Consider the following 26924-nt stretch of genomic DNA (forward strand, 5'->3'; position numbering starts at 1 on the left):
CTTCGCCGGCTGCTTCGCCCGCTTCCATGACCCCGAGGGAGAAGCCGCCGCCACGGTGAAGGTGCTCGAGGCGAACGGCGTCGAGGTCGTGGTGCCCGATCAGCGCTGCTGCGGCATCGCGCTCATCACGATGGGCGCCGAGGCCAAGATCAAGGCCGACGCCGAGCGGAACGTGCGGACGCTGCTGCCCTTGGTGGACCGCGGGTTCACCGTCGTCGCCAGCGCCCCCTCGTGCGGGCTCGCGCTGATCGAGGACTACCCGCGCATCCTGGGCACCGAAGAGGCGCGGCGGCTGGCCGACCACACGATCGACGTGCACCAGTATCTCTGCGCCCTGCACGACCGCGGCGAGCTGAACACGTCGTTCCAGGAGGTGCCGCTCACGGTCGTCTACCACAACGCCTGCCATTCCGTGGCGCAGGGGATGACCGAAGAGCCCGTGCGCCTCCTCCAGCTCATCCCCGGCCTCACCGTGCGGCCGATCGAGGACTCCTGCTGCGGCATCGCGGGAACCTACGGCATGCGCGCCGAGAACTACGATCGCGCGAAAGCGATCGGCGATCCGCTCATGCGCCAGATGGACCGCGCCGGCGCCGAGGTGCTTCTCACCTCGTGCGGCACCTGCAACATCCAGATCGCGAATGGACTGAAGCGCCCCGTGACCCATACGATGGCGATCCTGCGCCGCGCCTACGGCGTGTAGTTCGCTTCACTCGAGCCCTGTCATTCGCTTCACCCGAGCCATAGCCCGATTTCGACGCCCCTGAGCGAAAGGAGCTTCCGTGTTCGGACTGGAGCTGCACCCGGCCGTGGTCCACTATCCGATCGCGCTCGGCACGATCGGCTCGCTGGTCCTCCTCGCCTACGCCATCCTCCGCCGCGACTGGCTCCGGTGGTTCGGCCCCATCCTGCTCACGATCGCCCTCGCGGGAGCCGGAGCTGCCTATTTCAGCGGGGAATCGGCGTCCGACCGGGCGGAGCACGCGGGGGTGCCCGACAAAGAGATCGATCAGCACGAATCCCTGGCCATCTGGTCGATCGGCGCGCTGGCGCTTTCGACGCTGCTCGCGTGGGCGACGATCGCCGGTCGCCGCGGCGTCTGGGTCGCGGCGCCCCTGGCCGTCGCGGCGGCGGGACTGATCCTCTGGACGGCGCACTACGGGGGAAGGCTCGTCTTCATCTACGGGGCGGGGCACGTCAAGAACAGCGCCGTGCAAGCGCTCCCGACGCCGAGCGAGGCGGAGGAGCACAAGACCGAGTAAGAAAGCGGCCACGCCGACAACGCGTGGCCGCGCTTGTATCAGAGCCGCTTGGGAATCAGGCGGTCTGCCCTGAGTTCGTCCCCGATCACTTCAACAGCACGACCCTCCCCGAAGCCGTTCCTTCCGCCGTCTCCACGCGGTAGAGATAGATCCCCGAGGGGAGTGCGGTTCCCGAGCTGCCACGGCCGTCCAGCCGCACTTCATGAATCCCCGCGGTCACCATCGGCTCGTCCAGCAGGGTGCGTACACGGCGGCCCGAGGCGTCGTAGAGCGCCACGCGCGCGAAGCCGTCCCGGGTCGTGTGGAAGGTGAGGATCGCAGACGGATTGAACGGGTTCGGCGTCACCCGCGCAGCGAGAACCGCACCGCTCGAGAAGACACGGATCGTGAGGCCCGCCGAGACCTGGCCCCCGGACACGAGATCCATGCCGATGGACACCGTGATCTGGTTCTCTCCCGCCGGCAGCCCGGCGAAGAGCTGCCGCAGGTCGGTTTTCGTGAAGCAGGCCGTGATCTCCTCGATGCCGTCCTTGTTCACGTCGCCGCTGACAGCGGATTTGCCGGTGTTGGCGTGGATCTCGCCGCCGTTGTAGCGCAGCACGATCGACGAGAGCACGACATCCGAATTCGCGTAGCAGCCCGGCACCGGTTGGACCTGCGCGCACCAGTTCGGCTTGCCCGAATCGAGCCGGAGGTTCTTGTTCCCCCCCGACGTGAAGGCGAACGCGCAGAACGGCCCGAGCGTGACCGTCGTCACGTCGCTGCTCGTTCCGCACGAGCCCGTGACGGTGAGCGTGACCGTGTAGGTGCCCATGGCCACGTAGATGTGCGTCACGGTGATCCCCGTCCCGGTCGTTCCGTCACCGAAGTCCCACTGATAGCTGGACGCCGAACCGGTCGTGCCGCTTCCGTCCAGGGAGATGGGCGCGTTCACCGCGCCGGTGTAGGGTCCGCCGGCGTCGGCCACCGGAGGCTGGCAGGCGTCCTGGACGGTGATCGCCGTGGTGGCGGAACCGGAGAGGGAGTTCGAGGCGAGGAACGTCACGTTATACGTTCCCGCCTGGCTGAACGTGGGCGTCCACGCGAACGTTCCCGACGTGTGCGTCGCGTTCGTGGAGAAGGTCGCACCGGGGGGAAGCGGTGACGCCGTGAATGAGGTGATCGCGTCATCGGGATCAATGGCCGTCACCGTGAAGGTGATCGGGGTCCCCTCGGACCCGCTCACGGTGGCCGGCGCCGTGACCACCGGCGGCGCGAAGACCTGGGCTACCGTAATCGCCGTCGTGGCCGAGCCCGTGAGCGCGTTCGCCGCCGTGAAGATGGCCGAATAGCTGCCCAATTGGCCGAAGCTTGGGGTCCAGCTGAGCGTGCCGCTGGTGTGCGCCGCGTTCGCTGCGAAGGACGCGCCCGCCGTGATCGCCGTCCCCGATGCGGTCAGCGAGTTGATGGGCTCGCCGTCCGGGTCGGAAGCGCTCACGGTGAACGCTCCGGGCACGTTCTCACCGAAGGTCGCCGTAGCCGGTGCGGACATGATCGGAGGTCGGTCGCCGACTCCTGCGGTGATCGACGTCGTAGCCGAGCCGGACAGGGCGTTCGAGGCCGTGAAGGTGACGTTGTACGTGCCGAGCTGCGCATTGGTCGGGGTCCAGCTGAAGGTGCCCGAGGTGTTCGCGGCATTGGCCGTGAACGTGGCGCCGCTCGGGAGCGGTGCCGCGGTCAGCGAGGCGATCGCGTCGCCATCGGGATCGCTGGCGCTGACGCTGAACGTGAGGAGCACGTTCGAAGGCACGGCCTCGGTCGCCGGCGCCACGACCATCGGCGGCTGATCGACTCCCGACGTGACGCTGACGCTCGTCGTCGCCGATCCGGTGAGGGCGTTCGAGGCGATGAACGTGGCGCCGTACACGGAAGCCTGCCCGACGGAGGGGGTCCAGCTGAACGTGCCCGCGCTCAGAGCCGCATTGTGGACGAACGTCGCCCCTCCCGCCGTGAACGCCGTTCCCGATGCCGTGAACGATAGGATCGCATCCCCATCCGGATCGGTGGCGCTGACGGTGAACTGGATCAACTGACCCTCATTCCCCGTGACGGACGCGGGCGCCAGCACGACGGGAGCCCGGTCGGGTCCTCCCACGGTGATGTTCGTGGTGGCCGAGCCGGAGAGCGCGTTCGAGGCCGTGAACGTCACGCTGTACGTTCCGGCGTTCGAGAAGCTCGTCGTCCAGTTGAACGTGCCGGAAGTGTGCGCAGCGTTCGAGCTGAACGTGCCCCCGGCCGTGATCGCGGTCCCCACGGCCGTCAACGACGTGATCGGATCGCCGTCGGGGTCCCCGGCAGTGACGACGATGGTGAGGAGCGCGTTCTCCTGAACGCTCGCGGTGGCCGGAGCCATGACGATCGGCGGCCGATCGACATTGGTGATCGTGATCTGCGTGCCGGCCGAACCGCTCAGTGCATTCGTCGCGGTGAAAGTGACGCCGTAAACGCCGCTCTGGGTGAAGTTCGGTATCCAGCTGAACGTACCCGCGGTGAAGGAGGCGGTCCTCGTGAACGTGCCGCCCGCCGTGATCGCGGGGCCGCTCGCCAGGAGGTCTGCGATGGCATCCCCATCCGGATCCGATGCCGTCACCACGAAGTTCACGAGACTGTTCTCGGGTGCGCCCGCCGTCGCCGGCGCCGTGACGACCGGCGGCTGGTCCGCGAAGGCTCGGGCCGCGACGATGGGCAGAAGGAGGGTCGAGTACAGAAGTACGGCGGGAATGCGGGGCCGGCGCACGATTACCTCCACTCCGCGGTCCGGCATGAGCCGGGCGGTAGGGTAATTCAGGCCGGTAGGGTCAACCTAGGATGGATGGAGGGGCGAAGCAAGCAATCCTTCGTGCCGCGTTCAGGGCAAGGAACGCCCCGGGGGGAGTACGTACTCCGTCAGACGGAGCACGCCCGGGGACATTCCAAGCGCGTCGGGTCGTCCGCCATCGTCACGGTCACCCAGCCGAGCGGATAGGGAGGTGGCAGCGCGAGCGCGGCCTGGATCACGGCGCTCGAGGCGCGGTAGGAGCGCACGAGGTCGCGGTATCCATAGGCCTGCACCAGCACCCGCACCCCGGCCGTCGCCGTGATGCGCGCGTGGAAACGCCCCGTTCCGTCCGACTGGACCTGCACCGTGTCGGTTTCCGACGTGAGACGGATGGTCGCCCCGCGCACGGGACCTCCATTCGCGTCATGGACGAAGCCGCGGATCACGACGCTGGTCGGAGCATGGGAAGCGGCGCTCGAGTCGGACTCGGCACGAGCGGCGGGGTCGGGCTTGTTCGGCGCCGCGCAGGCCCGGGTGGCGTTCAGGCCTCCCACGGCGATCAGCGCCGCCACCAGGGCGCCCGCCACAGTCTGAAACTTCGGAAGTCGGTCCATGTTCGGTCTCCCCCAGCTGCGTGCCGCCTTCTCCGTCCGGTCATCTTGGATTTGGGGCACCCTGATCTCGTCGAGGGCGGCGTCGGGATGGGTCGAGAGCGGGCTTTGCTGCAGAAACATCTTGTTTCCACTGCCGGTGGGTCGAAATCAGGCCGCAACGTGGCGTTCTAGCGGGCCCTCGACGAGATCGATGCGCGATGACCTGCGCACTCGGGTGCTCCCAAAATCCGAGCGGGAGGAACAGCATCCGCCATGCCAGGGGTGTAATTCGCTGCGCGCCTTCATACCTTCCGCCTTGGGCGGTCTGCCGGGGAGCAAGAGTTACTCGTGGGGGTTCGGGCTTTGTAATTCCGTTACGTGCGGCCGCCCGGGCCCTTCTTGAAAGCCGTGGGAGGCTCTGGTAAACTCGAGGACTGCCAGCGAAAGTCCAACATCAGGAGAGGTTTCCGTGATTCCAGCCACCCAGATCAAGGTGGGCATGGTCATCCTGCACGACGGGAAGCCGTGCCGCGTCACCAACGTCCTGCACGTCACGCCGGGGAACTGGCGCGGCATGGTGCAGACCAAGATGCAGAATCTCGTGACCGGCTCCAACGTGGAGCATCGGTTCCGATCGGAAGACAAGGTCGTGCGCGCCGACCTGGATCACCATCCCCTGCAGTACCTCTACCGCTCCGGCGACGACTTCACGTTCATGAACACCGAGAACTACGAGATGACCAACGTCCCCGCCGACTATCTCGGCGAATCGCTCCAGTACCTGGTCGAGGGGATGATGGTCGAGATGTCCTACTACGAGGGGAAGCCGGTCGCGGTGGACCTCCCGATGTTCGTGGAGCTGGAGATCGTCGAGACCGATCCCGTGATGAAGGGCGCCACGGTTTCCTCCTCGCCCAAGCCCGCCAAGATGAACACCGGCCTCGTCACCAAGGTGCCGCAGCACATGGGCGTCGGCGACCGGGTCCGCATCGACACGCGCGACGGGAGCTTCGTCGAGCGGGTCTGAGTTGCGGTAACATCGGTGGGCGTCTCCCCCCGCGTTGAAGCGCCCGGGCAACTGAACGTGGGGGGACGTTTCATGACCCCGATTCGAATCTCCTCTTCGCGGTACTTCGCTTCCGCCTTCGCCGTCCTGTTGAGCGCCGTCGCCGGCCCTCCCGAGGTGTCGGCCGAGCCTGATTCCTTCCGGTTCAAGCCCGGGCCGCGTTCGGTCACGCGCTCGTTCGCCGTCGCCGAGCTCGGCTATGCGGTGCGCGTGATCGGAGCCAAGAGGACCCCAGGCGACGGAGTCGGGACGTTGAGCCGAGTCCGGGGGAATCGATTTCCGCCAACCCTCCCCCTTCGTCCAGGTGTCGCTATCGGCGGGTGACATTCTGGTCGTATCCGTCCAGGCTCAGAGCCATGCGGTGCACTTGCGGGGGAACGTTCCGCACACGGGCGGACTCCCGGCGACGGGGGTCGACGAGGACTACGATGACGTCGTGACGCATGCGGGGTTGAAGCTGGGCACGGTGCCGGGAAGAGCGGCCACAGTGGTCGTGCTGATCCTGACCGGAATGACGTTTCTTGCATTCTCGCAGCTGAAAGACTAGCCGCGTCAGGCTGGCCTATCGGAGGGAGCGAATGAGACGTACCTTGATCGTGGGACTTCTCGCGTGCTGGCCGGCCGTCGCGTTCGTCGCGCCTTCGCTGGCCGCGGAGGCTCCCTCCAGCGCGCAGGCACCGGCTCCTTCGGATTCCTCCGCGGCACAGATCCGAGTCTTCCTCGAGGACGGCAGCGTCCTGGCCGCGCGGTCCGTGCGGAGCGCGTCGATGGACATGGTTGCGATCGTACTGATGGATTCCTCCATACGCTACGTTCCCGCGGCGCGCGTCCGGCGCTTGGTCGACATCGACGGTCGCGATTTCACGGCGACGGTCCTGGACCGTCGCGAACCCGCCGGTACAACCGCTCGCCGGCGCCGAATCCCGGCCCTGACCTGGCGTGGACATCCGTACCCGGGAACCCGTTCGTTTCTGATCACCGAGCTGGCGCTGATGTACCGCCTTGACCGATACCCCTATTTTCGGTTTCCGAGCCGAACCGCCCTCACGTTCGATGTGGGCTGGATGAAGAACGTCGGGACCCGCCATGCCGTGGGATTCAGCGGGTACGCCATGCCCTCGGACCAGACCACGCGCCTGGGAATCCGGGGGCGGTACCGCCGATGGCTCTCTCCCAGCCTCTCCGTGGACGTCTCTCCGGGCGTGATCCTGGGTGGCGAGGACGGGGGCACGAACTACGACCCGCCCGGCGCGGTCCTGGGAGTCACGCTCAACTCGGGCGACCTTTTCGCCGTGATGATCGACACCGAGTTCGCGCGCAGCTGGGAATTCGCGTCGGAAGACCCCCCGTTCACCACGCGCATCACGCACAACGACGTCACGTGGCGGGCTGGGGCCAAAATCGGATCCGGGCTCGGCTTCGTCGGCTCGCTGGCCCTGGTGGGGCTCGTCATCGTGGTCGTGGCCACCGGCGGGGCAGGTTGAGGATGGATTCGAGGGTCGCGTCGGCGTAAGGTTAGGACGTTCCCCCTTGGGCAAGAACGCCCAGAAGACCGGAAGAGAGAAGGGCAGTGTCATGTTCGCCTTCAGGAACCTTCTCTGGTTGTTTCTTCTCACACCTATCGCTGTTCCCCGAGCCGTTCCAGCCGTCGAGCTCCCCATCGTTGGAGAAGCAGCGGGCGAGGGATCGATTCAGGTCATCCTGACCGACGGCACGATTCTACCCGCGCGATGCGTTCAGCCCGCGCCGTTCAACATGGTGGCCGTCACCGCGCCCGGCGACAGCCTGCCGCGCTACCTGTCTCCGGTTCGGATCCGTGCCGTGCTCGATTCTCACGGAGTCGATCGAACGCAGCGCGTGGTCGGGGACCGGCGTACGCTGGGCGTGCCGTTCCCGCGCGCCGTGATCGAGAAGCCGCAGCGTCCACCCAAGGTCGGGCCCCGTGCGGTGACGAAGCGATTTCTGGTCACCGAGACCTCCTATCTGGGCCGGATCGATACGCGCGACCTGCGCTCGGACGACCGCGGCGGCGAATTCGCCTTCGACTGCGGAGTCATGGAGAACGTTTACGATCGCACTTCGGTGGGGTATAGCGCGTTCGTTGGAGTCGGTAGTTCGGAAGCGCACTTGGGCGTGCGCCTCCGGCTGCGCCGCTGGCTTACCCGCACCGCGAGCGTCGAGCTGGCGCCGGGCATGACGCTGCTCGAACACCGAACCGATTCCGGCGAGCGTCGCCTTCCGGCACTCTGCCTCCAGGCAAGCGTCAGCCCGTCCCGCTATCTCACATTCAGCGTAGAGGGGTTCACCGAGCAACGGAACCGGTACGGCTACCCAGGGTTCGGGATCCGGGACACGGGCATCCTCGCCGGGGTGCGCCTGTGCGGATGGCCGGGAGCTGCCGTCGGGGCGCTGCCGGTGCTCGCCGCGTACTTCGAGAGCTCCATCGAGGCCAACCCGTCACACGGAATTCCATGATGCCTCGTATCGGCTTGGCGGACCGTAAGACCACGATCTCGGTGACGCTGCTGACCCTGGGCCTTCTGGCCCTGGGCGCCCTGCCGTGCCGTGCCGGATCTTCTCCCGCTGCTCCCGCCGATTCGGTCCTCTGGATCGGGCTCGAGCGCGGGGATTCTCTCGAGGCGCGCGCGGTCGAGATGGCGGCGAACGACTTCGTCCGTTACCGGACCCCGGACGGCGCGATCCGCTATCTGCCCGCCAACCGGATCGCCCACATCTACGATCGGGACGGCACGGATTTCCAGAGACGTGTGCTCCGGGACCGCAAATCGGTGCCGGGTCCCGCGGGCGGCTCGACATCTTCCAAGTACAGCGCGCTCGCCTTTCGCGGCGGAGACCGCACCCATTGTGCGTCCTTCCTTCTCACCGAGGCCGGCGTGTTTGTTCCGCTCACCGGAGCCGCACCGGACCAGAATCTCTTCGGTTCGGTCGATGTCGGCTGGATGGGGAACGTGGGACGAAGTTCGGCGGTGGGCACGAGCGCCTTCTGGGAGAGCGGAACCAACCACAACCGGGGCGGAGTTCGACTTCGGTACCGGCGTTGGCTGAACGATCGGCTTTCGCTGGAGCTCTCGCCCGGTGTCGTCCTGTCGGGCAACGACACGTACGACCCGCCCGGCTACATCGGGCAGGCGGCGCTCAACATGGGCGATCTGATGAGCGTCGTGGTCGAGGGAGAACACGAGCGCTTCACCTCGGCCTACGGGTATTGGAACGGCTCGAGCACGGTGTCCGGTGCCACCCAGCACACCTCGAACACGACCCTGCGCGTGGGTCTTCGGGGCGGCTCCTACATCGGGGCCGGATCGATGTTCCTGGCCGGAATCGCCCTCGCCGCGCTCGCGGCGGCCTTCGGCGGAGGGACCTGGTAGGAGTCGCGGTCGGGTGTACACTCCGTGCATCCCGCTCCGGCCGGGGCAGAGGTGCTTTCGATGCGTCGCATCCACCGGGTCTTCTTCCTCGGGGTCGTTCCACTGCTTTTCGCTTCCTTCGCGAACGCCGCTCCCAGCGGCACCCATCCTCCTCGTCTCGTCACCGTGGTCACCGAGTCGGGCGACACCCTTCGCGCGCTCGGTGTGCAGCCCGCGGGCATCGGCTCGGTCCGGATCACGCACGCGGACGGCCGCTACGAGTACCGCTCGGTGAGCCACATTCGCCGGGTCGTGGATGACACCGGGCGAAATCGAACCGCGGACGCTCTCGATCGTGGCCGGGTGGTCGGCTCGATCATTCCCGGAGTCGAGGCGGAGCGGATCCCGGGCGAGCCGCGCCCCGTGCGCTACGGGCCGCGTTCCGTCACCAAGTTCTTCACGATCACCGAGGCGAGCGGCCTCGCCAGGATGGATCGGGCGCGTACCGATGAGCGCGCATTCAACTTTTCGTTCGACCTGGGGCAGGCCATGAACGTGAGCGACCGCGACGCCGTGGGCGCCACGCTGTTCTTTGGCATCGGCGACGGCGCGGGGGACTTCGGAGTCCGGGCCCGCTATCGACGGTGGTTCAACGCCCAGACCAGCCTCGATCTTTCGCCGGGATTGATCCTTCTCCACGAGGAACCGGGGCCGGCGACAGGGAAGGGGATCGGCCTGGTCGGGCAGGTGGCCTTCACGGCGGATCGATGGTTCGGCTTCGTCGCTCAGGTCTACTCGGTCGACCGCAGCGACGTCCGGGAATATTACGCGTTCGGTCCGTTCACCCCTTCCGCCTCGCACGTCATCCCCGGATTCCGCGAGACCGGCGTGATGTTCGGAATCAGGCTCGGCGGCAAGGCGGGGATCGCCGCGGGCGCGGCGGGGACGCTCGTATCGTTCGTTGCGGAGGCCAATCGTCACACCGCGATCTATTGATGGCGCCTATCGACCGGCGGGGAGCCTTCCCATGGCTCGGGCGATTTCCCACGCGACGGCGGCGCCCTGTCCGACCGCGCCCGCGATGGACGGGCTCCGGGGGGAGCAGACGTCTCCGGCGGCGTAGATGCCGGTGGCGCTCGTCTGTCCGCCCGGCTTGACGCGCACAAAGCCGGCGCCGTCCAGCCTGACGATTCCGCGGGCCACGTCGGTCTCGGGCTCCCAGCCGATCCGCACGTAGACCGCGTCCACGCGCGCCTCTTCGTCGCGCCGCGCGCCTCGCTCTCGGAACCGCACCGCCTGGACGCGCTCCTTCCCGACGATCGCGCGCACCTGGGCGTTCGTGACGATGCGGATCTTCGGGTGCGCCCGCGCGCGCTCCAGGAAGTCGTTGCGCGCCCGAAAGCGCGCCGAGTGGTGAAGCAGCAGGACGTCACATCCGACCTCCGCGCAGAGGATCGCGTCCTCGACCGCCGCCGTGCCGCCGCCGACCACCGCGACGGGCCGCTCGGCCCAGCGCATGCGGTCGCGGTTTGCGGAGTGACTCACGCCGCGCCCCGCGAGCTCCTCCTCGCCCGGCACGCCGAGGACGCGGCGCCGCAGTCCGGTCGCGAGGATCAGGGCGCGTGCCCGCAGGCGCTCGCGGCCGCGGTCCACCCGCAGCACGGGCGCTCCGCCGCGCCGCGCCGCGCGCTCCACCACGATGCGCCGCACCGGCTCGCCCACCAGGATCTCCAGCGACGCCACGCGCGCGTCGTCCAGCGCCACGCCGGCGAAGCGGGCGCCGTCCCAGCCGTAGGCGATGAGGTAGTTGGGAATGGGGGCGTGGATCTGGTGGAGCTGGCCGCCCGGCTGCCGCTCCCGCTCGAGCAGCAGGCAGGAGAGTCCGAAATCGCGGAGCCAGAGCGCGGCCGAGAGCCCGGCGGGCCCCGCGCCCACGATCAGGACGTCGGTCAGGGCCTTCCGCTGCCGGGGCATACCGTCTCGGCCACTTCCCAGTAGGTCTTCGGCGTGAGCGGCGGGAGGCCGTGCCGCCGGCTCAGAAGTTCCAGGCATCGCTTCCGCTCTTCGAGGCGGGCCAGCTGGAGGGCGCTGTGCGCCGCGGCGTGGATCAGCACCGTCGCCGTGACGCCGGGCGATCGCGCGACCGTGCCGCCCCGCTTCACGACGCGCAGGAGCCAGTCCCAGTCCTCGGAGCAGGTGAAGTCGGGGTCGAACACCCCGAAGCGCTCGAAGGCCGAGCGCCGGATGAGCATCGTGCTGGGCGGGACGTAGTCGTCCTGGGAGAAGACGGCGAGGTCGAACTCGCGCGCGATCACCCGCTCGCCGCCTCCGTCCTCGAGGCGGATGCGCGCGTCGGAGTAGGCCACGTCCACCTGGGGATCGCGGTCGAGCAGCGCGGCCAGGTGGGCCACGTGCGGCGGATCCCAGAGATCGTCGTCGTCCAGGATGGCGACCGCGTCGCCGCGGGCGCTCCCGATCCCCTCGTTGCGCGAGCGCGCCACCCCCTCGGGGGGGCCGTCCCGCTCGACGAGCAGCGCCGGGAACTCGAGATCCTCGATCGCCGCGCGCGACTCGGGATCGAGCGGAGAGCCGCCGTCGCGCACCAGCACCAGCTCCAGCTCGGCGTGCGTCTGCGCTCCCGCGGAACGGATCGCGTGCGGAAGGTGCTCGGGTCGGTTCCGGGTGAGAATGACGATCGAGACGGAGGGCACGGTGGCGGTCCCGCGCGGCGCCTCAGCCGCGGCCGGGAAGCGGCGCGCCGCGGCGCGCTTCGGTGATCAGCCGGGCCGTGGGACCCGACCCCTTGAGCTCCATGCAGAAGTGGCGCGCGACGATGCGCACCCAGACGCCGCGCGGACCCAGGTCGCGCTCGATCGTGTCGGCCAGGGCCTGCGTGAGCGTTTCTTGAAGTCGAGGCGTGAGCGCCAGCTCGCGCACGGCGCGCGCCAGGGCGCCGGCGCCCGCCACCCGCTCGGCGGGCACGATGCGGACGAACGCTTTCCCCACGTAGGGGACCAGGTGGTGCGGGCAGAGTCCGTAGAAATGGATGGCGTCCATGCCGACGATCTCGTCGGCTCGGCCGTGATAGGGGAGCGGAGCGATCGAGGGCTCGGGCGCGCGCAGGCCGGCCGTGCGCTCGACGAGCAGCTCGGAAAGGAGCGCCGCGGTCAGGCCATACTCGGGATCCTTGTCGGCATCCACGCCGATGGAGGCGAGATATTGCTCGAGCGCGGCCACGTCGGGAGCGTGCGGCTTGGGCTTGGTCACCGGCGGCTCCTTGGAACGGGCGTCACAGCCCCAGGCTCCCGGATGCCCCCTGGAGCGCCGCGAGCACCGTCGCGACATGCTCGGGGAAGGGGACGCCCAGCTCGGCGGCGCCCTGTTCGACCTCCTCGCGGTTCACCCCGCGCGCGAAACCCTTCGACTTCATCTTCTTCAGCACGGAATCGACCGACACCTCGGCGAGGGTCTTGTTCGGCTGGACCAGCGCGGTCGCGGTGATCAGGCCGCACAGCTCGTCGACGGCGAAGAGGGTCTTGGCCATCGGCGTCGTGCGCGGCGTCCCGCTGTAGGAGGCGTGCCCCAGGATCGCCTCGATCATCTCGCGCGGCCACCCCCGCTCCTCGAGGATCCGGACGCCCACGAACGGGTGTTCGGCGGGGGTGGGGTGCTTCTCGTAGTCGAAGTCGTGGATCAGTCCGGTCGCGCCCCACAGCTCCTCGTCGCCCCCGAGCTTTCGCGCGTAGGCGCGCATCGCCGCCTCGACCGCCAGGGCGTGCTTCCGGAGCCCGGGCGTCTCGGTGTGCTCGTGGAGCAGGCTCAGCACCTCGCTGCGCGCGGGAACCTGCGAGGAGGGCCGGCCGGACGTCGGTGTTCGGGGTGCCGTTTCCACGGGCGGGATTCTACTACACTCATTGCTGCAGCGTTCGCCCGGTGCCATTTGGACGGCCGTAGGTCCGGAGGGTCGATCCCATGATGGAGCGAATCGTCGACGCGTCGCCGCGGCGTCTTGCCCGAGCCGCGGGCGCTCTCTACCTGCTCACGCTGTTGACCGGATTCATCGCCCAATTCCTCATCAGCGCCCGGCTCGTCACGCCCGACGCGTCCACGACGGCCGCCAACCTGGCGGCGCACCGGCAGGCGTTCGAGTGGGGATTCACTGTCTACCTCATCGAGATGGCCTGTCAGATCGCGATGACCGCGCTGTTCTACAACCTGCTCGAGCCGGTGAGTCGGAGCCTCTCGCTGCTCACGGCCGCGCTGGGCCTGGTCGGCTGCACGATCAAGACGCTGGGACGAATCTTCTACCTCGCGCCGATGCTCGTCCTGACGCCGGGCTCCGCTTCCGGCGCGTTCCCGCGGGAACAGCTCCAGGCGCTGGCTCAGCTCTCGCTGCAGGCGAACGATCTGGCCGCGGGAACGGCTCTGGCTTTTTTCGGCTTCGCCGCCCTGGTGAAGGGGTACCTCATCATCCGGTCCACGTTCCTCCCTCGGGTACTGGGAATGCTGTCGATCGTCGCGGGGGTAGCCTGGCTGACGTTTCTCTCGCCAGCGCTCGGGAATCGGGCGTTCCCGATCATCATGCCGTTGGGGCTTCTGGCCGCGGGAGCGCACATCCTGTGGCTCCTCGTGGTCGGCGTGAACGAGCCAAGATGGCGGGAGCAGGCCAGCGCGGCGGGCGTACGGCTTTCTTGAGGTGCGCGCGGCGAATGGGTGGGTGACGCCTACGCTTAGAGCTTCTTCTTCGTGATGACCGTCGCGCGGAGCAGCGTGATCGTCTCCGTGCCCGTGACCGGCGTGGCGCTCGCGCTGGTGTCGAACGCGATCCGCAGTCCGATCTTGACCTTGTCCTGGACGAGGGCCGCCGCGAGCGCGTCCGACGTGATCTCGGTGCTCACATTCGTCACGTTGGCGGGGGTGAGCGTCACCGGCACGTCGGCGATCGGCGCGGAGGAGAAGACGTCGGCCGAGTCGGCGGACGTGATGTAGACGAGGAGCCGCGCGTCGGCGGACCCGGTCGTGTTGTCGAACGAGGCGCCGATGTCGAGCTTGGCGCTCGAGACCTCGGTCACGTCCTGGACGCCGGGGAGCAGGGACACCTCGCGGCTGTCCACGTCCACGGTCGTCAACGGAAGACCTCCCGGGATCGGGCCGTAGGACTGCGACACGTCGGCCGGGTCCAGGAACGACAGGATGTCCACGGTCAGGATCAGGCTCCGGTCGCCGCATCCGGCGGCGAGGAGCGGCACCATCACGAGCAGCAAGAGCCAGCGGCGCATCGGGATCTCCTCCTAGTACAGCGTGAGGGAGGCGCAGAGCTCGGCCGCGCGCTCCTCTTCGACGTTCCGGCTGTGGGTGGCGACGGCCAGGTCCAGCCCGATGCCGCCCAGCTTGAGCCCCGTTCCGGCCGTGCCCTGCCAGCGGCCGTTCGCGTCCCGATAGGCGCCTCCACGCAGCGCGACCATCCCGACCCAGCGCTCCACGCCCAGGTGAACCATCGTCTTGAGCTCGGTGTCCACGACGTCGGCGGCGAAATTGGTCGAGCCCATCCGCTTCGCCACGTTCACCGTGACGGCGGCGGGGATGCGGCTCTTGGTCTCGACGTCCCGCCCGATCGTTGTGGTCGTGAACTGGTTCGTCGCGTCGTCATAGACGTGTTGCTTCACGGTCGTCTTCCAGTCGATCGTGCTCCCCATGTCGTTCACGCCGACGCCCAGCTCGAAGTTGTTGTAGAAGAAGACGCCGCCCACGTCCGCGCCGAAGCCATGCCCCGAGCCGCCGTCGCCGCCGATCGCGGCGTCCCGCGTCACCGCGGTCATGTCGATCGAGACGGGATCGGAGCTGCCGAACAGCGTGTCGGCGGTGGTGGCGCCGCCCGAGGCACGGATCGAGCCGTAGGCCAGCCCCCAGTACACCTTGGGCGCCGCGCCCAGGTAGAGCGCGGTGGCGCCGTTCCGGCGCGGATCGTCCGCCGACGGATCGTCCTGGTCGCCCTCGTTCGCGTCGGTGGGGAGGCGATAGACGGGACGCACGGTCATGCCGGCCTGCCAGGCGACCGCCGCCTGCGCCACCCCGTCGTCGGTCGTCCCGTAGCGCGTGTTCCCGGTGAAGGGCTGGGCATCGCGAAGCGCCGCCCGGAGCTTGGGATCGAGGTCGAACTCGTTCCGGACGTGGATCGTGGGGACGACCTGCACGAAGAAGTTCTTCACGCCGAAGCCCACGGCCATCAGATGGTAGACGCCGCCCTGCTTCCAGGGGTCCTTGGGGATCGCCCGGCGCACGTCCGACAGGTCGACCATCAGGGAGTCGCGCGCCACGAAGACCGAGATGTCGCCCGAGACCTCCTTGGGCTTCGAGAGCGACAGGGTGAGCGGCGGATTGGCGGCCAGGTTCAGGATCTCGAAGATGTTGAAGTCGGGATCGCTGGAATCGAAGGTCGGGTGGTGGCTCGCGTACTGGATCAGACCGATGGGAAGGGGAATGGAGCGCGATCCCTGGCCGGTCGGAACGGCGCGGAAGGCCACGTTCGCGGTTCGCGAGGCGTTGTTGTCGCTGGTCGCCACGCCCCCCATGCCGAGGCGGCGAGCGTCCAGCATCTGCGCGCCCGCGGGCGCCGTCCAGGCGGCGATGGCGAGCAGGCAAAGCACGATCGGAATCCGGCGTGTCATGGTATGGGGTCCTCCCGAGGTATCCGGCGCCCTCGGAAGGCTCCGGAGCCATTCAGGGGTCTATCGACAGGTATGCGCCCTGGCTTGAGCGCCGGCTCCCCCGGCCCGCCGTCCCGGCGGGCCGAATTGACCATCGAAATCCCGTATGATAATGTAGTTCATTCTCTTGAAATCGCGTCAGTTAGCGCGACGCGCGCCGCCCCGTGGCGAGCGCTTCCCACCTGGAGGCGATCACAGCGCCGATGACGAGCCCGACCGAGCTCCCGAAGAACTACGACCCCGTCGAGACCGAGAAGCGCTGGTACGCCCACTGGTCCGAGCGGGGCTACTTCCGCCCCAACGATTCGGACGGGCCTCCCTTCGTCATCCTGATCCCGCCGCCCAACGTCACGGGGAGCCTCCACTTCGGGCACACGTTCGACCATACCATCCAGGACCTCCTGACCCGATGGCACCGGATGATGGGCGAGCCGACGCTCTGGCTTCCGGGCACCGACCACGCCGGCATCGCGACCCAGAACGTGGTGGAGAAGCGGCTGGCCGAGCGGGGGCAGACCCGCTTCGACCTGGGCCGCGAGGCGTTCATCGCCGAAACGTGGCGCTGGAAGGAGGAATACCACCGGCGGATCACGGAACAGATGAAGCGCCTGGGCGACTCCGTGGACTGGTCGCGCGAGCGCTTCACGATGGACGAGGGGCTCTCGCGCGCCGTGCGCGAGGTGTTCGTCCGCCTGTACCGGAAGGGGCTGGTCTACCGCGGGAACCGCATCATCAACTGGTGTCCGCGCTGCCACACCGCGCTCTCCGACGAGGAAGTGAACAAGGAGGAGCGCGACGCCAAGCTCTACTACATCCAGTACCCGATCAAGGGCACCCAGAAGCACGTGACCGTGGCGACGACGCGCCCCGAGACGATGCTGGGCGACGTGGCCGTGGCCGTGCACCCCAAGGACAAGCGGTTCGCGCCGCTCAAGGGAAAGGCCGCGCTGCTGCCCTTCCTGCGGCGCGAGATCCCGATCATCCAGGACGACGCGGTGGATCCCAAGTTCGGGACCGGCGCCGTCAAGGTGACGCCCGCGCACGACCTCTCCGACTTCGAGATGGGGCAGCGCCACAACCTCCCCGCCATCAAGGTCATGGACGAGAGCGCGGTGATGAACGAGAACGCCGGCGACTTCCAGGGGCTCACGCGCGAAGAGGCGCGGAAGCGGATCGTGGAGGCGCTGACCGACCGCGGGCTGCTCGTGCGCGTGGAGCCGCACCGCCACGCGGTGGGCCAGTGCGACCGCTGCGGCACCGTGGTGGAGCCCTACCTCTCGCTCCAGTGGTTCGTGAAGATGAAGCCGCTCGCCGAGCCTGCGTACGCGGCCATCGCGCGCGGCGAGCTGACGATCCTGCCCCGGCGCTGGGAGAAGGTGTACCTGCGCTGGCTGGAGGGGATCCGCGACTGGTGCATCTCGCGCCAGCTCTGGTGGGGGCACCGCATCCCCGTCTGGACCTGCGCCGGCTGCGAGGAACAGATCGTGGAGGTGGAGACGCCGGCGAAATGCCCGAAGTGCGGGAGCGGGGAGCTGAAGCAGGACGAGGACGTGCTCGACACCTGGTTCTCCTCCTGGCTCTGGCCCTTCTCCACCCTCGGATGGCCCGATAAGACGGCCGACCTCGAGCGCTTCTATCCCTCGAGCGTGATGGTGACCGGCCCCGACATCATCTTCTTCTGGGTCGCGCGGATGGTCATGGCGGGGTACGAGTTCATGGGGAGCTGCCCGTTCCCGCAGGTGTACCTGCACGGGATCGTGCGCGACGCCCTGGGGCGGAAGCTCTCCAAGTCGCTCGGCAACTCGTCCGACCCGATCGAGCTGATGGACCGCTTCGGCTCCGACTCGCTCCGCTACACGCTGGTGCTCCTGTCGCCGCAGGGAGCCGACATCCAGGGCTTCTCCGACGAGAAGGTGGACCTCGGGCGCCACTTCGCGAACAAGCTGTGGAACGCCTTCCGACTGGTGCACCCGTACCTGATCGACTTCCAGCCCGACGATCCGGTCCAGCGGCCCGAGCTGCGCGACGAGGACCAGTGGATCCTGAGCGCCATGGCCTCGACCGTTCGATCGGTGACGCGGAACCTGCGCGCCTACCGGATCGGAGACGCCGCCAAGGACATCTACGACTTCACCTGGCGGGAGTTCTGCGACTGGTATCTGGAGATGGCCAAGCCGCGGCTGTACGCCGGGCCGCACACGCCCGACGCCCTGACCGTGCGCTGGGTGATCGACTCGGTGTTCAGCAACGTGATCCGGATGCTCCATCCCTTCATGCCGTTCTTGACCGAAGAGCTGTGGCACTCGCTCCCCGGGACCGAGGGGGACGTGATCGTCGCTCCCTGGCCCGTGCCTGCCCGGGGCGCCTCCCATCCCGAGGCGGAGGCGCGGATCGCGCTCCTCAAGGAAATGGTGGGCGCGGTGCGCAACCTTCGCTCCGAGATGAACATCGCTCCCGCGCGCAAAGCTCCCATCCGGATCCGCGCCTCCGGTCCGGATGCCGCGGTGCTCGAGAAGCAGCGCGATCTGATCCTGCTCCTGGGCCGCGGGGAATCGCTCGAGGTGGGCCCCGACGCGGCCAAGCCCAAGGTGGCGGCCTCGGCCGTCGTCCGGAACCACGAGATCTTCCTGCCCCTGGAAGGTCTCATCGACGTGGAAGTGGAGCGGGCCCGTCTGCGTAAGGAATATGAGCGTGTGCTCCGCGAATTCGACGTCTCCCGGCGGAAGCTCCAGAACGAGGACTTCCTGGGCAAGGCCAAGAAGGACGTGGTGGACCGCGAGCGGGAGAAATTCGAAACCTTGGGCACGACGAAGGAAAAGCTGGAACGGAATCTGGAGGTGCTGCAGTGAAGCCATGGAATGGAGCGGGAGGCAGGGGCGTATGGGCCATCGCGCTGGCGACGGTGGCCCTGGGGTTGTGCGCGGCCGCGGGCACGGGCGATTCGCAGGATCTGCAGCGGAAGCGGGACCCGGGCGGGACCGCCGCGTTCGACGGCGCGGGAGATGCCGGCCCGGCCGGCCGCGATCTGTCCGTGACGGTCTACAATGACAATCTGGGCTTGGTGAAGGACCGCAGGACCGTAAACGTCGACCGCGGGCGATCGGAGTTCTCGTTCACGGGCGTGGCGGCTCAGCTCGACCCCACGTCGGTGCACATCCGAGCGCTGGGGAACGGCTCGATCGAAGTGGCCTCGCAGGAATACCGGAACGATTTCGCCTCGACCGACCGGCTCCTCCAGCGCTACCTGAACCGGGGCGTCGAGGTGCGTCTGAAGGGGAACGACGTGCGACGGGGAACGCTGGTCTCGTTCGACCCCACGTCCCTGGTTCTCCAGGCGTCGGGGGGCGGGCTCTCGGTCCTGACCCGGACCGAGACGCAGGAGATCGCCCTGGCGTCCTCGGGCGGCGACGTGGCGGCCGGGCCGTCGCTGGTCTGGCGCGTGAATTCGGCGGACGGGCGCTCCGTTCCGGTCGAGGTCTCCTACCTGACGGGCGGGCTGACGTGGCATGCCGAGTACGTCGCCGTGCAGGACGAGGGGGGCGGCAGCATGGACCTCCAGGGGTGGGCCACGGTCGAGAACAGCTCCGGGGAGTCCTACGAGAACGCGCACGTGAAGCTGGTCGCCGGCGCGGTCCACCGGGCGTCCGGCCCCCGTCCGCCGATGCCGTACGAGACGATGATGCGCGCGGACGCCGGGATGGCGGCGCAGAAGCTGTCCGAGCGCGGCTTCGACGAATATCACCTGTACGAGCTGCCGGACCGCGCGACGATCGCGAACAACGAGGTGAAGCAGCTCGGGCTGATGCGCGCCCGCGGCGTGAAGACCACCCGCAAGTACGTCTACGACGCCGAGAAGAACACCGATCAGGTCATGACCACGCTCGAGTTCCAGAACGAGGCGGCGTCGGGGATCGGAATCCCGCTCCCCGCAGGCCTCGTGCGCGTCTATCAGCGCGACGCGGACGGCGCCCTCGAGTTCACCGGCGAGGACCGGATCCAGCACACCGCCAAGAACGAGACGGCGCGCGTGGCGGTGGGCGGCGTCTTCGACGTGGCCGTGGAGCGGAAGCAGACCGATTTCAAGCAGATTTCCCGCGCGGAGAGCGAAACCACCGTGGAGATCACGCTGCGGAACCATCGCGCCAAGCCGATCGACGTCACGGTGGTGGAGCACGCGTACGGCGACTGGGAGATCGTCCAGTCCAGCCTGCCCGCGACCAAGAAGGACGCGAACAGCTTCGAGTTCAGCGCGCGGTGCGCCCCCGAGCGGCCGACGGTCGTGACGTACACCCTGCGGACGCGGGTTCCGGGGCCTCGGTGACCGGGGTGGTGGACCGGGACGCGCCCGCCTCGTCGTTCAAGCTTCACGCGCCCTACGACCCGCGCGGCGACCAGCCGCGCGCCATCCGCGAGCTGACCGAGGGGGTCCGCCGCGGCGACCGCTTCCAGACGCTGCTCGGCGTCACCGGATCGGGGAAGACCTTCACCATGGCGAACGTCATCGCCGCGGCGAACCGCCCGACGCTGGTCATCTCCCACAACAAGACGCTCGCCGCGCAGCTCTACGGCGAGTTCAAGTCGTTCTTCCCCGAGAACGCGGTCGGCTATTTCGTGTCCTATTACGACTACTACCAGCCCGAGGCCTACGTCCCGCAGACGAACACCTACATCGAGAAGGACGCCTCGATCAACGACGACATCGACCGCCTGCGCCTGCACGCCACGAGCGCCTTATTGGAGCGGCGGGACGTGGTCATCGTCGCGAGCGTCTCGTGCATCTACGGTTTGGGCTCTCCCGAGGATTTCCAGCGGGAGCGGCTCTTCATCCAGCTCGGCGAGACGGTCACGCGCGAGCGGATCCTCGAGCACCTAGTGCACAGCCAGTACAAGCGCGGCGACCTGGAGCTGGCGCGCGGGACGTTTCGCGCGCGGGGGGACGTGATCGAGATCCACCCCGCCTACGAGGAGGTCGGGCTGCGGATCGAGCTGTTCGGCGACCAGGTGGACCGGATCACCGAGATCGACCCGCTCACGGGGAAGACGCGGCGGCTCCTCACGAGCACGGCGATCTATCCCGCGAAGCACTTCGTGACCCAGCCGGAGAAACTGGAGCGGGGGCTCGCGGCGATCCGCGAGGAGCTGGCCGAGCGGCTCGCGGTCTTCCAGAGCGAGGGGAAGCTGCTCGAGGCGCAGCGGCTCAAGATGCGGACCGAGTACGACATGGAGATGCTGCGCGAGATCGGCACCTGCGCGGGCGTGGAGAACTACTCGCGGCCGCTGTCCGGGCGCGCGCCCGGCGAGCGACCCCAGTGCCTGATCGACTATTTCCCGGACGACTTCCTGCTCATCATCGACGAGTCGCACGTGACGGTGCCGCAGATCGGCGGCATGTACGAGGGGGACCGCTCACGCAAGCAGACGCTGGTGGACTACGGATTCCGCCTCCCGTCGGCGCTCGACAACCGGCCGCTCCGCTACGACGAGTTCGAGGCCCTGATCGACCAGGTGATTTTCGTCTCCGCGACGCCTTCCGCCTACGAGCTGCAGAAGTCGGGCGGCGTGATCGTGGAGCAGATCATCCGGCCCACGGGGCTGATCGACCCCCAGGTGGAGGTGCGTCCGACGCGCGGCCAGATCGACGACCTGCTCGAGGAGATCAAGAAGCGCGTGGAGGTCGGGGAGCGGGTGCTCGTCACCACCCTGACCAAGCGGATGGCCGAGGACCTGACCGAATATCTGTTCCAGGCCGGCGTGCGGGTGCGCTACATCCACTCCGACATCGACGCGATCGGACGGATGGAGGTGCTCCGGGCGCTCCGGCTCCAGAAGGTGGACGTGCTCGTGGGGATCAACCTCCTGCGCGAGGGGCTGGACCTTCCCGAGGTCTCGCTGGTCGCCATCCTGGACGCCGACAAGGAGGGGTTCCTCCGCTCGGAGACGTCGCTGATCCAGACCGCGGGGCGCGCGGCGCGCCACATCCGGGGGCAGGTGCTGCTCTACGCCGACCACGTGACCGGCGCCATGCGCCGCGCGCTCGAGGAGATGAACCGCCGGCGCGAGGCGCAGGTCCAGTACAACGCCGAGAACGGTATCACGCCGATGACGATCGTGAAGTCGGTGGAGGAAGTGATGCGGACCACGTCCGTCGCCGACGCGGCGGGGGCGCCAAGCGTGGAGGAGCTGCTCCCCGCGCGCGCCCTGGACCTGGACCGCGAGGGGCTCATGGAGGTGCTCGAGCGCGAGATGCTCGAGGCGGCATCGCGCGAGGAATTCGAGCTGGCCGCGGTCTTCCGCGACCGGCTGGACGAGCTGCGGCTCGGAGGGGGAAAGGAAGGAACGCGTGCGGCTCGAAGCGATCGCACTGCCGATGGTGCGCCTGGCTCTGACGGAGGACGTCGGGGGCGGGGACGCGACCACCGACGCCGTCGTTGACGCATCGGCCCGGGCGCGGGCCCACATCGAGGCGCGCCACGAGGGGATCCTCGCCGGGAGCGGCGTCGCGGCGCTCGCGTTCCGCGAGCTGGATCCCGGGATGCAGATCGCGTGGTCCTGTCCCGACGGCGGGACGATCCCCAGGGGAACGCCGCTCGCCACCCTGGAGGGGTCGGCGCGAGCCATTCTCACCGCCGAGCGCGTGGCGCTGAACTTCCTGCAGCACCTGTCGGGGATCGCCACCCTGGCGGGGGCCTTCGTGAAAGCCGTGGAAGGCACGGGCGTGCACATCCTGGACACCCGGAAGACTACGCCCGGCCTGCGCGTGCTCGAGAAGTACGCCGTGCTCGCCGGAGGGGCCATGAACCACCGCTTCGGGCTCTTCGACGGCGTGCTCGTAAAGGAGAATCACATCAAGGCCGCCGGCAGTGTCGCGGCCGCCGTGACGCGCGCCAAGGAATCGGCCCAGCCCAAGGGGCTCCCGGTCGTGGTCGAGGTGCGATCGGTGGAGGATGCGCTCGACGTGGCCGGCATGGGCGTGGACCGTCTCCTCCTGGACAACTTCACCCCCCCGAAGATCGCGGACGTGGTGAAGCGGCTCGGACTGGGAAAGAAGACCGTGCGCGCGAAAGGGAAGAGCGGCGCCCCCGAGGCCGGCGGTGCCGCGGGAGGACCGCCCGAGATCGAAGTCTCCGGGGGCGTGCGCCTCGCCAACGTGCGCGAGTACGCCATCCCGGGCGTCTCGTACATCTCGATCGGGGCGCTGACCCACTCGGCGCCGGCGCTCGATCTCTCGCTGCTCCTGGACGAGAACCTATGAACCCCGAGCGAAGCGAGGGGAAGCGGGTCCGCCGGGGGGCTCCGTCGTGACCGGCCCCGCCGCCTATCTCGGCGTTCCGATCGAATTCCGTCGCAGCGTCGCCTCCACCAACGACGAGATCCTCCGCCGCGCGGCCGAGGGCGCGCCCGAGGGGCTCGTGATCGCCACCGAAGAGCAGACCGCCGGACGCGGCCGGCAGGGCCGGAGCTGGTGGGATGCGCCGGGCCGCTCGCTCCTCTTTTCGGTCCTGCTGCGCCCCGGCATTCCGCTCCCGCGATTTCCGCTCCTGGGGATGGCGATGGCGTGCGCGACGGCCGAGGTCGGCTCGGCGACCACGGGGGAGCCGTTCGCCGTGAAGTGGCCCAACGACGTGCTGCACGGAGGAAGGAAGCTCTGCGGCATCCTCGCGGAGTCGCGTCCGGGCGCCGCGGGTCACGTCCTCGTCGTCGGCACCGGGATCAACGTGAATCAGCAGTCGGGCGACTTCCCCGAAGAGCTTCGAAGCCGCGCGACGTCGCTGCGGATCGCCGGGGGCGGGCGCGACCTGGACCGAGAGGACCTGCTCACGGCCGTGCTCGAGCGTTTCGAGCGCTACCGCGGCATCGCCGCCCTCGACGGACCGGAAGCGCTCCGCGAGGCGATCCTGCCTTGGCTGCCGCAGCCCGGCTCGCGCATTGCCGTGCAGACCCCGGAGGGACGGGTCGAGGGAACCGTGGAGGCCATTCTCGCCACGGGGGCGCTGCTGATCCAGGACGCGACCGGCGCGCGATTCCCCGTGGTCGCGGGCGAGATCCCCTTCGGCATCGGAGACTCCGCGTGAAGTGTCCGTCGTGCGGGCACCAGGAAGACAAGGTCATCGACTCGCGTGCCGCGAAGGAGGGGCAGGCGATCCGCCGCCGTCGCGAGTGCCTCCAGTGCCGGCGCCGCTTCACGACCTACGAGACGATCGAGACGACCCCGCTCTTCGTGATCAAGAAGGACGGCCGGCGGGAGCCGTTCAGCCGCGAAAAGATCCTGAACGGGCTGTTGCGCGCGTGCGAGAAGCGCCCGATCGCCGCGGAGCGGCTGAACGAGCTGGTCGATTCCCTGGAAGCGGACCTGCTGCGCCAGGGCGTGGACGAGGTGCCCTCGCACGAGATCGGCGCGCGCGTCATGGAGGCGCTGCGGTCGCTGGATGAAGTGGCGTACGTCCGGTTCGCCTCCGTCTACCGGCACTTCAAGGATCTGAACCAGTTCCTCGAAGAGCTGCGGTCGTTCCTGAAATGATCGATCCCACGACGCCGGGTTCCACTCCCGATGCGACGGCGGCGCCGCCCGGCGCCGGGCCGGCGCCGGCGCCGGACCCTGCTCCGGAGCCGGTGACGGTCGCCGAGGCGGCGGGTGCGGCGACCGGAGAGCGCGTCATGCCGCTCCTCGAGCACCTCGACGAGCTCCGGAAAGCGCTCTTCCGCATCGCGGTCGCCGCCATCATCCTGATCGGCGGCGCCTGGGCCTTCTCTGACCGGCTCCTCGACGCGCTGATCATCCGGCTCCTCGGCCCCGGGCAGAAAGCGCTGGCGCTGACCCCGGGGGAGGCGTTTTCGGCGCGCATGACGGTGGCGCTCTGGACGGGCGGGCTGGTCGCGGTGCCCTATCTGCTCCTGGAGGTGTGGCGCTTCGTCGCGCCGGGATTGAAGCGGGACGAGCGGAAGTTCGCGATTCCCTGGATGGTCGCCTCGGGAATCCTGCTCTATGCGGGAATCGCCTTCGCGCTCGAGCTGCTCCTGCCGGCGATGGTCGGGATGCTGCAATCCTTCGCGACCCCGAACATCGAGGCGCGCGTGTCGGTGGGGTCCCTCCTGGGCTTCGCCGTGAAGCTCGCCGCGGGCTGCGGGCTCCTGTTCCAGATGCCGCTCGTGCTCTGCCTCCTCGCCTGGTTCGGCATCGTCTCGCCCCGCATGCTCTGGCGCGCATGGCGCCACGCCGTCTTCTTCATCGCGCTGGGCGCCGCCGTGATCACGCCCGGAGACGGCCCGTCGATGCTCATCCTGACCGCGCCGCTCGTCGTGCTCTATTTCCTGAGCGTGCTCGTGGCCTGGCTCATCTGGCGCGCCCGCGGGCGGCCCGAGCGCCAGGGTCTGTTCGCGTAGGGAGGAATCGATGCTCCTCGCCATCGACATCGGCAACACCGAAGTGACGCTGGGCCTGTTCGAGGGGCGGAAGCTCGCGCGCTCCTATCGCGTGAGCAGCGAGACGCGCCGCACCGCCGACGAGGCCGCGCTGTTGTTGCGGCAGATCGCGCCGGAGGTGGGCGGGACCAACGGGGCGGCGGAGGGCGCGCGGAAGCCGCGCGGGACGCGGCGGGCCGTGGCGTTGGAGCACGCCTGCGTGCTCGCCTCCGTCGTGCCGCCGCAGACCGCGATCTTCGCCGACGCGGCGCGTCAGCTGATGGGGAGGGCGCCGCTCGAGATCACCGCCGCGAGCGCGTCGTGGCTGCCGATCGACTACCGCGACCCGGGCGCCGTGGGGGCCGACCGGATCGCCAACGCGGTGGCCGCCATCGAGCGCCATGGAACGCCCTGCGTCGTGGTGGATTTCGGCACGGCGACGACGTTCGACGTGATCTCGCGTGATGGGCGCTACCTGGGCGGGGTGATCGCGCCTGGCGTCCTGACCGGGGCGGAGAACCTGGTGCGCCGCGCGGCGCGTCTCGGCGCCTTCGAGGTGAAAGCACCGCCCCGCGTGGTGGGGAAGAGCACGGAGGAGAGTCTTCAGTCAGGACTGCTGTACGGCGCGGTCGGCCAGGTGGACTCCATCGTCCGCCGGATCGCCGCCGAGGCGCGGATGCGCCCCATCGTGATCGCCACCGGTGGATTCTCGAAAGCGATCGCGCCGCACTCGAAGACGATCCAGAAGGTGGACGCGCACCTGACGCTGCACGGGTTGCGGATGATTTACGAGCGCAGCGGGAAGAAGGCTGGCGGCAGATAGCGGCGTCAGGTTGAGCGTGACGCGCCCTCGGGAGCGAAGCGGGCTCTTTTGGAAGCAATCCCGACCCCGTCCCTAACTTCATGAGACAGACTGACACACGCAACATACTCCAGAGTATGTCGGTCCGAATCGCTCCAAGCGCACGCGACGGTTAACATAAAAGTTAACTTGCGCCGGCGCAAGTTGCCTGATGTCGTCGAACCAGAATCGAGCTCGAGCGGGAAACCGTCGTTACGGAATCGCCGCGAAGGCCCTCACGGGAAACGTCCCGAAGCGCCTCACCTTGACCGGCACGGCGGAGAAGCGGAACCCGGAATTCGGCAGCTGATCCAACCCGCGCATGTGCTCCACGATGGGGATCTCCGCGCCGAGCAGCGTGGTGTGCACGGGGCGGCTGCCGTCGTCGGTGTCATCAATGTTGTAGGAATCGATCCCGATGAGTACGGCCCCACGTTCCACGAGCAGCGCCGCCGCGTCCGCCGTCAGGAACGGATGTCCCTCGAAGTACGCGTCCGTCCGCCAGCGCGAGCACCAGTCGGTGTGCACGAGAACTGCCTTCCCGCGCACGTCGAGCCCGCGGAATGAACCGGCTTCGATTCGGCGCCCGCGTCCTCGAGGAGATTCCGTCAGATCGCCGCCCGCCCCAACGCACCGCACCACGACCCCATCCAGATCCGCCAGCGACTCCAGCGGGAGCTCGCTCAGATCCTTGCCATCCTCGAACCGATGAAACGGAGTGTCCACATAGGTTCCGGTGTTCGCCACCATCTCGATCTTCCCGATGTGAAACTCGGTCCCGGGCGCATAGATCGCGCGCGAGGCCTCGCGGCTCAGGAAATCGCAGACGATCGGCGCGGGGAGGCCCTTGTACGTGATCATGCCGTGCTCGACGTCATGGCTGAGATCGAC

Annotated in this window: 26 protein-coding genes; 17 read left to right on the plus strand and 9 right to left on the minus strand. The window is 68.6% G+C overall.

The window, feature by feature from the left end; genetic code table 11:
* Positions 1-703 (plus strand): heterodisulfide reductase-related iron-sulfur binding cluster (locus VE326_08120; protein ID HYJ33170.1); only part of this gene is annotated, 703 nt, incomplete at its 5' end.
* A 79-nt stretch (positions 704-782) separates the two neighbouring features.
* The gene (locus VE326_08125) at positions 783-1262 is read left to right on the plus strand and encodes a DUF2231 domain-containing protein (protein ID HYJ33171.1); all 480 of its coding nucleotides are present in this window, start codon (positions 783-785) and stop codon (positions 1260-1262) included.
* A gap of 85 nt (positions 1263-1347) precedes the next feature.
* Here the strand turns inward: VE326_08125 and VE326_08130 are convergent, their stop codons facing one another.
* On the minus strand, positions 1348-4038 hold the full coding sequence (locus VE326_08130; GenBank protein ID HYJ33172.1) for an Ig-like domain-containing protein: 2691 nt from the start codon (positions 4036-4038) through the stop codon (positions 1348-1350).
* Positions 4039-4187: 149 nt separating this feature from the next.
* The gene (locus tag VE326_08135) at positions 4188-4673 is read right to left on the minus strand and encodes a carboxypeptidase-like regulatory domain-containing protein (GenBank protein ID HYJ33173.1); all 486 of its coding nucleotides are present in this window, start codon (positions 4671-4673) and stop codon (positions 4188-4190) included.
* 448 nt (positions 4674-5121) lie between these two features.
* On the opposite strand from VE326_08135, the gene efp reads away from it, so the two are divergent.
* The 6 genes from efp to VE326_08165 all read left to right on the plus strand — a co-directional run bounded on the left by efp (position 5122) and on the right by VE326_08165 (position 10082).
* Positions 5122-5679, plus strand: a complete 558-nt coding sequence (gene efp, locus VE326_08140; GenBank protein ID HYJ33174.1) for an elongation factor P — start codon at positions 5122-5124, stop codon at positions 5677-5679.
* A 406-nt stretch (positions 5680-6085) separates the two neighbouring features.
* Positions 6086-6265, plus strand: a complete 180-nt coding sequence (locus VE326_08145) for a hypothetical protein (protein HYJ33175.1) — start codon at positions 6086-6088, stop codon at positions 6263-6265.
* Between the two features lie 31 nt (positions 6266-6296).
* Positions 6297-7202 (plus strand): hypothetical protein, encoded by a 906-nt coding sequence (locus VE326_08150; protein HYJ33176.1) that lies wholly within the window; start codon positions 6297-6299, stop codon positions 7200-7202.
* Positions 7203-7248: 46 nt separating this feature from the next.
* Positions 7249-8193, plus strand: a complete 945-nt coding sequence (locus tag VE326_08155; protein ID HYJ33177.1) for a hypothetical protein — start codon at positions 7249-7251, stop codon at positions 8191-8193.
* A gap of 14 nt (positions 8194-8207) precedes the next feature.
* On the plus strand, positions 8208-9107 hold the full coding sequence (locus VE326_08160; GenBank protein ID HYJ33178.1) for a hypothetical protein: 900 nt from the start codon (positions 8208-8210) through the stop codon (positions 9105-9107).
* 60 nt (positions 9108-9167) lie between these two features.
* Positions 9168-10082, plus strand: a complete 915-nt coding sequence (locus VE326_08165) for a hypothetical protein (protein ID HYJ33179.1) — start codon at positions 9168-9170, stop codon at positions 10080-10082.
* A gap of 6 nt (positions 10083-10088) precedes the next feature.
* Here the strand turns inward: VE326_08165 and VE326_08170 are convergent, their stop codons facing one another.
* From VE326_08170 to VE326_08185, 4 genes are read right to left on the minus strand one after another with little or no spacing between them, the layout of a single operon-like run.
* Complete coding sequence (locus VE326_08170) at positions 10089-11060, minus strand: FAD-dependent oxidoreductase (protein HYJ33180.1); 972 nt, start codon at positions 11058-11060, stop codon at positions 10089-10091.
* On the minus strand, positions 11036-11797 hold the full coding sequence (locus VE326_08175) for a glycosyltransferase (GenBank protein HYJ33181.1): 762 nt from the start codon (positions 11795-11797) through the stop codon (positions 11036-11038). Before VE326_08175 ends, VE326_08170 begins: the two co-directional genes overlap by 25 nt.
* A gap of 22 nt (positions 11798-11819) precedes the next feature.
* A complete protein-coding gene (locus VE326_08180) occupies positions 11820-12353 on the minus strand; it encodes a GTP cyclohydrolase I (GenBank protein ID HYJ33182.1) in 534 nt (177 codons plus the stop codon).
* Between the two features lie 22 nt (positions 12354-12375).
* Complete coding sequence (locus VE326_08185; protein HYJ33183.1) at positions 12376-12978, minus strand: HDIG domain-containing protein; 603 nt, start codon at positions 12976-12978, stop codon at positions 12376-12378.
* Between the two features lie 80 nt (positions 12979-13058).
* On the opposite strand from VE326_08185, the gene VE326_08190 reads away from it, so the two are divergent.
* Positions 13059-13781 (plus strand): DUF4386 domain-containing protein, encoded by a 723-nt coding sequence (locus VE326_08190; protein ID HYJ33184.1) that lies wholly within the window; start codon positions 13059-13061, stop codon positions 13779-13781.
* A 35-nt stretch (positions 13782-13816) separates the two neighbouring features.
* Here VE326_08190 and VE326_08195 read toward each other — a convergent pair whose 3' ends face one another.
* Complete coding sequence (locus VE326_08195) at positions 13817-14365, minus strand: hypothetical protein (protein ID HYJ33185.1); 549 nt, start codon at positions 14363-14365, stop codon at positions 13817-13819.
* Between the two features lie 12 nt (positions 14366-14377).
* Positions 14378-15754, minus strand: a complete 1377-nt coding sequence (locus tag VE326_08200) for a hypothetical protein (protein ID HYJ33186.1) — start codon at positions 15752-15754, stop codon at positions 14378-14380.
* A gap of 242 nt (positions 15755-15996) precedes the next feature.
* Between VE326_08200 and VE326_08205 the strand changes: the two genes are divergently transcribed.
* The 8 genes from VE326_08205 to VE326_08240 are packed head-to-tail and all read left to right on the plus strand — an operon-like array spanning position 15997 to position 26015.
* Positions 15997-18642, plus strand: coding sequence for a valine--tRNA ligase (locus tag VE326_08205; protein HYJ33187.1), 2646 nt, complete (start codon positions 15997-15999; stop codon positions 18640-18642).
* A complete protein-coding gene (locus tag VE326_08210) occupies positions 18639-20114 on the plus strand; it encodes a DUF4139 domain-containing protein (protein ID HYJ33188.1) in 1476 nt (491 codons plus the stop codon). Before VE326_08205 ends, VE326_08210 begins: the two co-directional genes overlap by 4 nt.
* 5 nt (positions 20115-20119) lie before the next feature.
* Positions 20120-22225, plus strand: coding sequence for an excinuclease ABC subunit UvrB (uvrB, locus tag VE326_08215; GenBank protein HYJ33189.1), 2106 nt, complete (start codon positions 20120-20122; stop codon positions 22223-22225).
* A complete protein-coding gene (nadC, locus tag VE326_08220) occupies positions 22134-23045 on the plus strand; it encodes a carboxylating nicotinate-nucleotide diphosphorylase (GenBank protein HYJ33190.1) in 912 nt (303 codons plus the stop codon). Before uvrB ends, nadC begins: the two co-directional genes overlap by 92 nt.
* Positions 23046-23091: 46 nt before the next feature.
* Positions 23092-23865 carry a biotin--[acetyl-CoA-carboxylase] ligase gene (locus VE326_08225; protein ID HYJ33191.1) on the plus strand — a complete coding sequence of 258 codons (774 nt, stop codon included), beginning with the start codon at positions 23092-23094 and terminating at the stop codon, positions 23863-23865.
* A complete protein-coding gene (gene nrdR, locus VE326_08230; protein ID HYJ33192.1) occupies positions 23862-24311 on the plus strand; it encodes a transcriptional regulator NrdR in 450 nt (149 codons plus the stop codon). Before VE326_08225 ends, nrdR begins: the two co-directional genes overlap by 4 nt.
* Positions 24308-25174: a twin-arginine translocase subunit TatC gene (gene tatC, locus VE326_08235; GenBank protein ID HYJ33193.1), complete on the plus strand. Its 867-nt coding sequence runs from the start codon at positions 24308-24310 to the stop codon at positions 25172-25174. The genes nrdR and tatC overlap by 4 nt, the downstream gene beginning before the upstream one ends.
* 10 nt (positions 25175-25184) lie before the next feature.
* Positions 25185-26015 (plus strand): type III pantothenate kinase, encoded by an 831-nt coding sequence (locus tag VE326_08240; GenBank protein ID HYJ33194.1) that lies wholly within the window; start codon positions 25185-25187, stop codon positions 26013-26015.
* A 231-nt stretch (positions 26016-26246) separates the two neighbouring features.
* Here VE326_08240 and VE326_08245 read toward each other — a convergent pair.
* Positions 26247-26924 (minus strand): cyclase family protein (locus VE326_08245; GenBank protein ID HYJ33195.1); only part of this gene is annotated, 678 nt, incomplete at its 5' end.

This window comes from Candidatus Binatia bacterium (genome assembly GCA_035631035.1).
Classification (GTDB): Bacteria; Eisenbacteria; RBG-16-71-46; order SZUA-252; family SZUA-252; genus DASQJL01.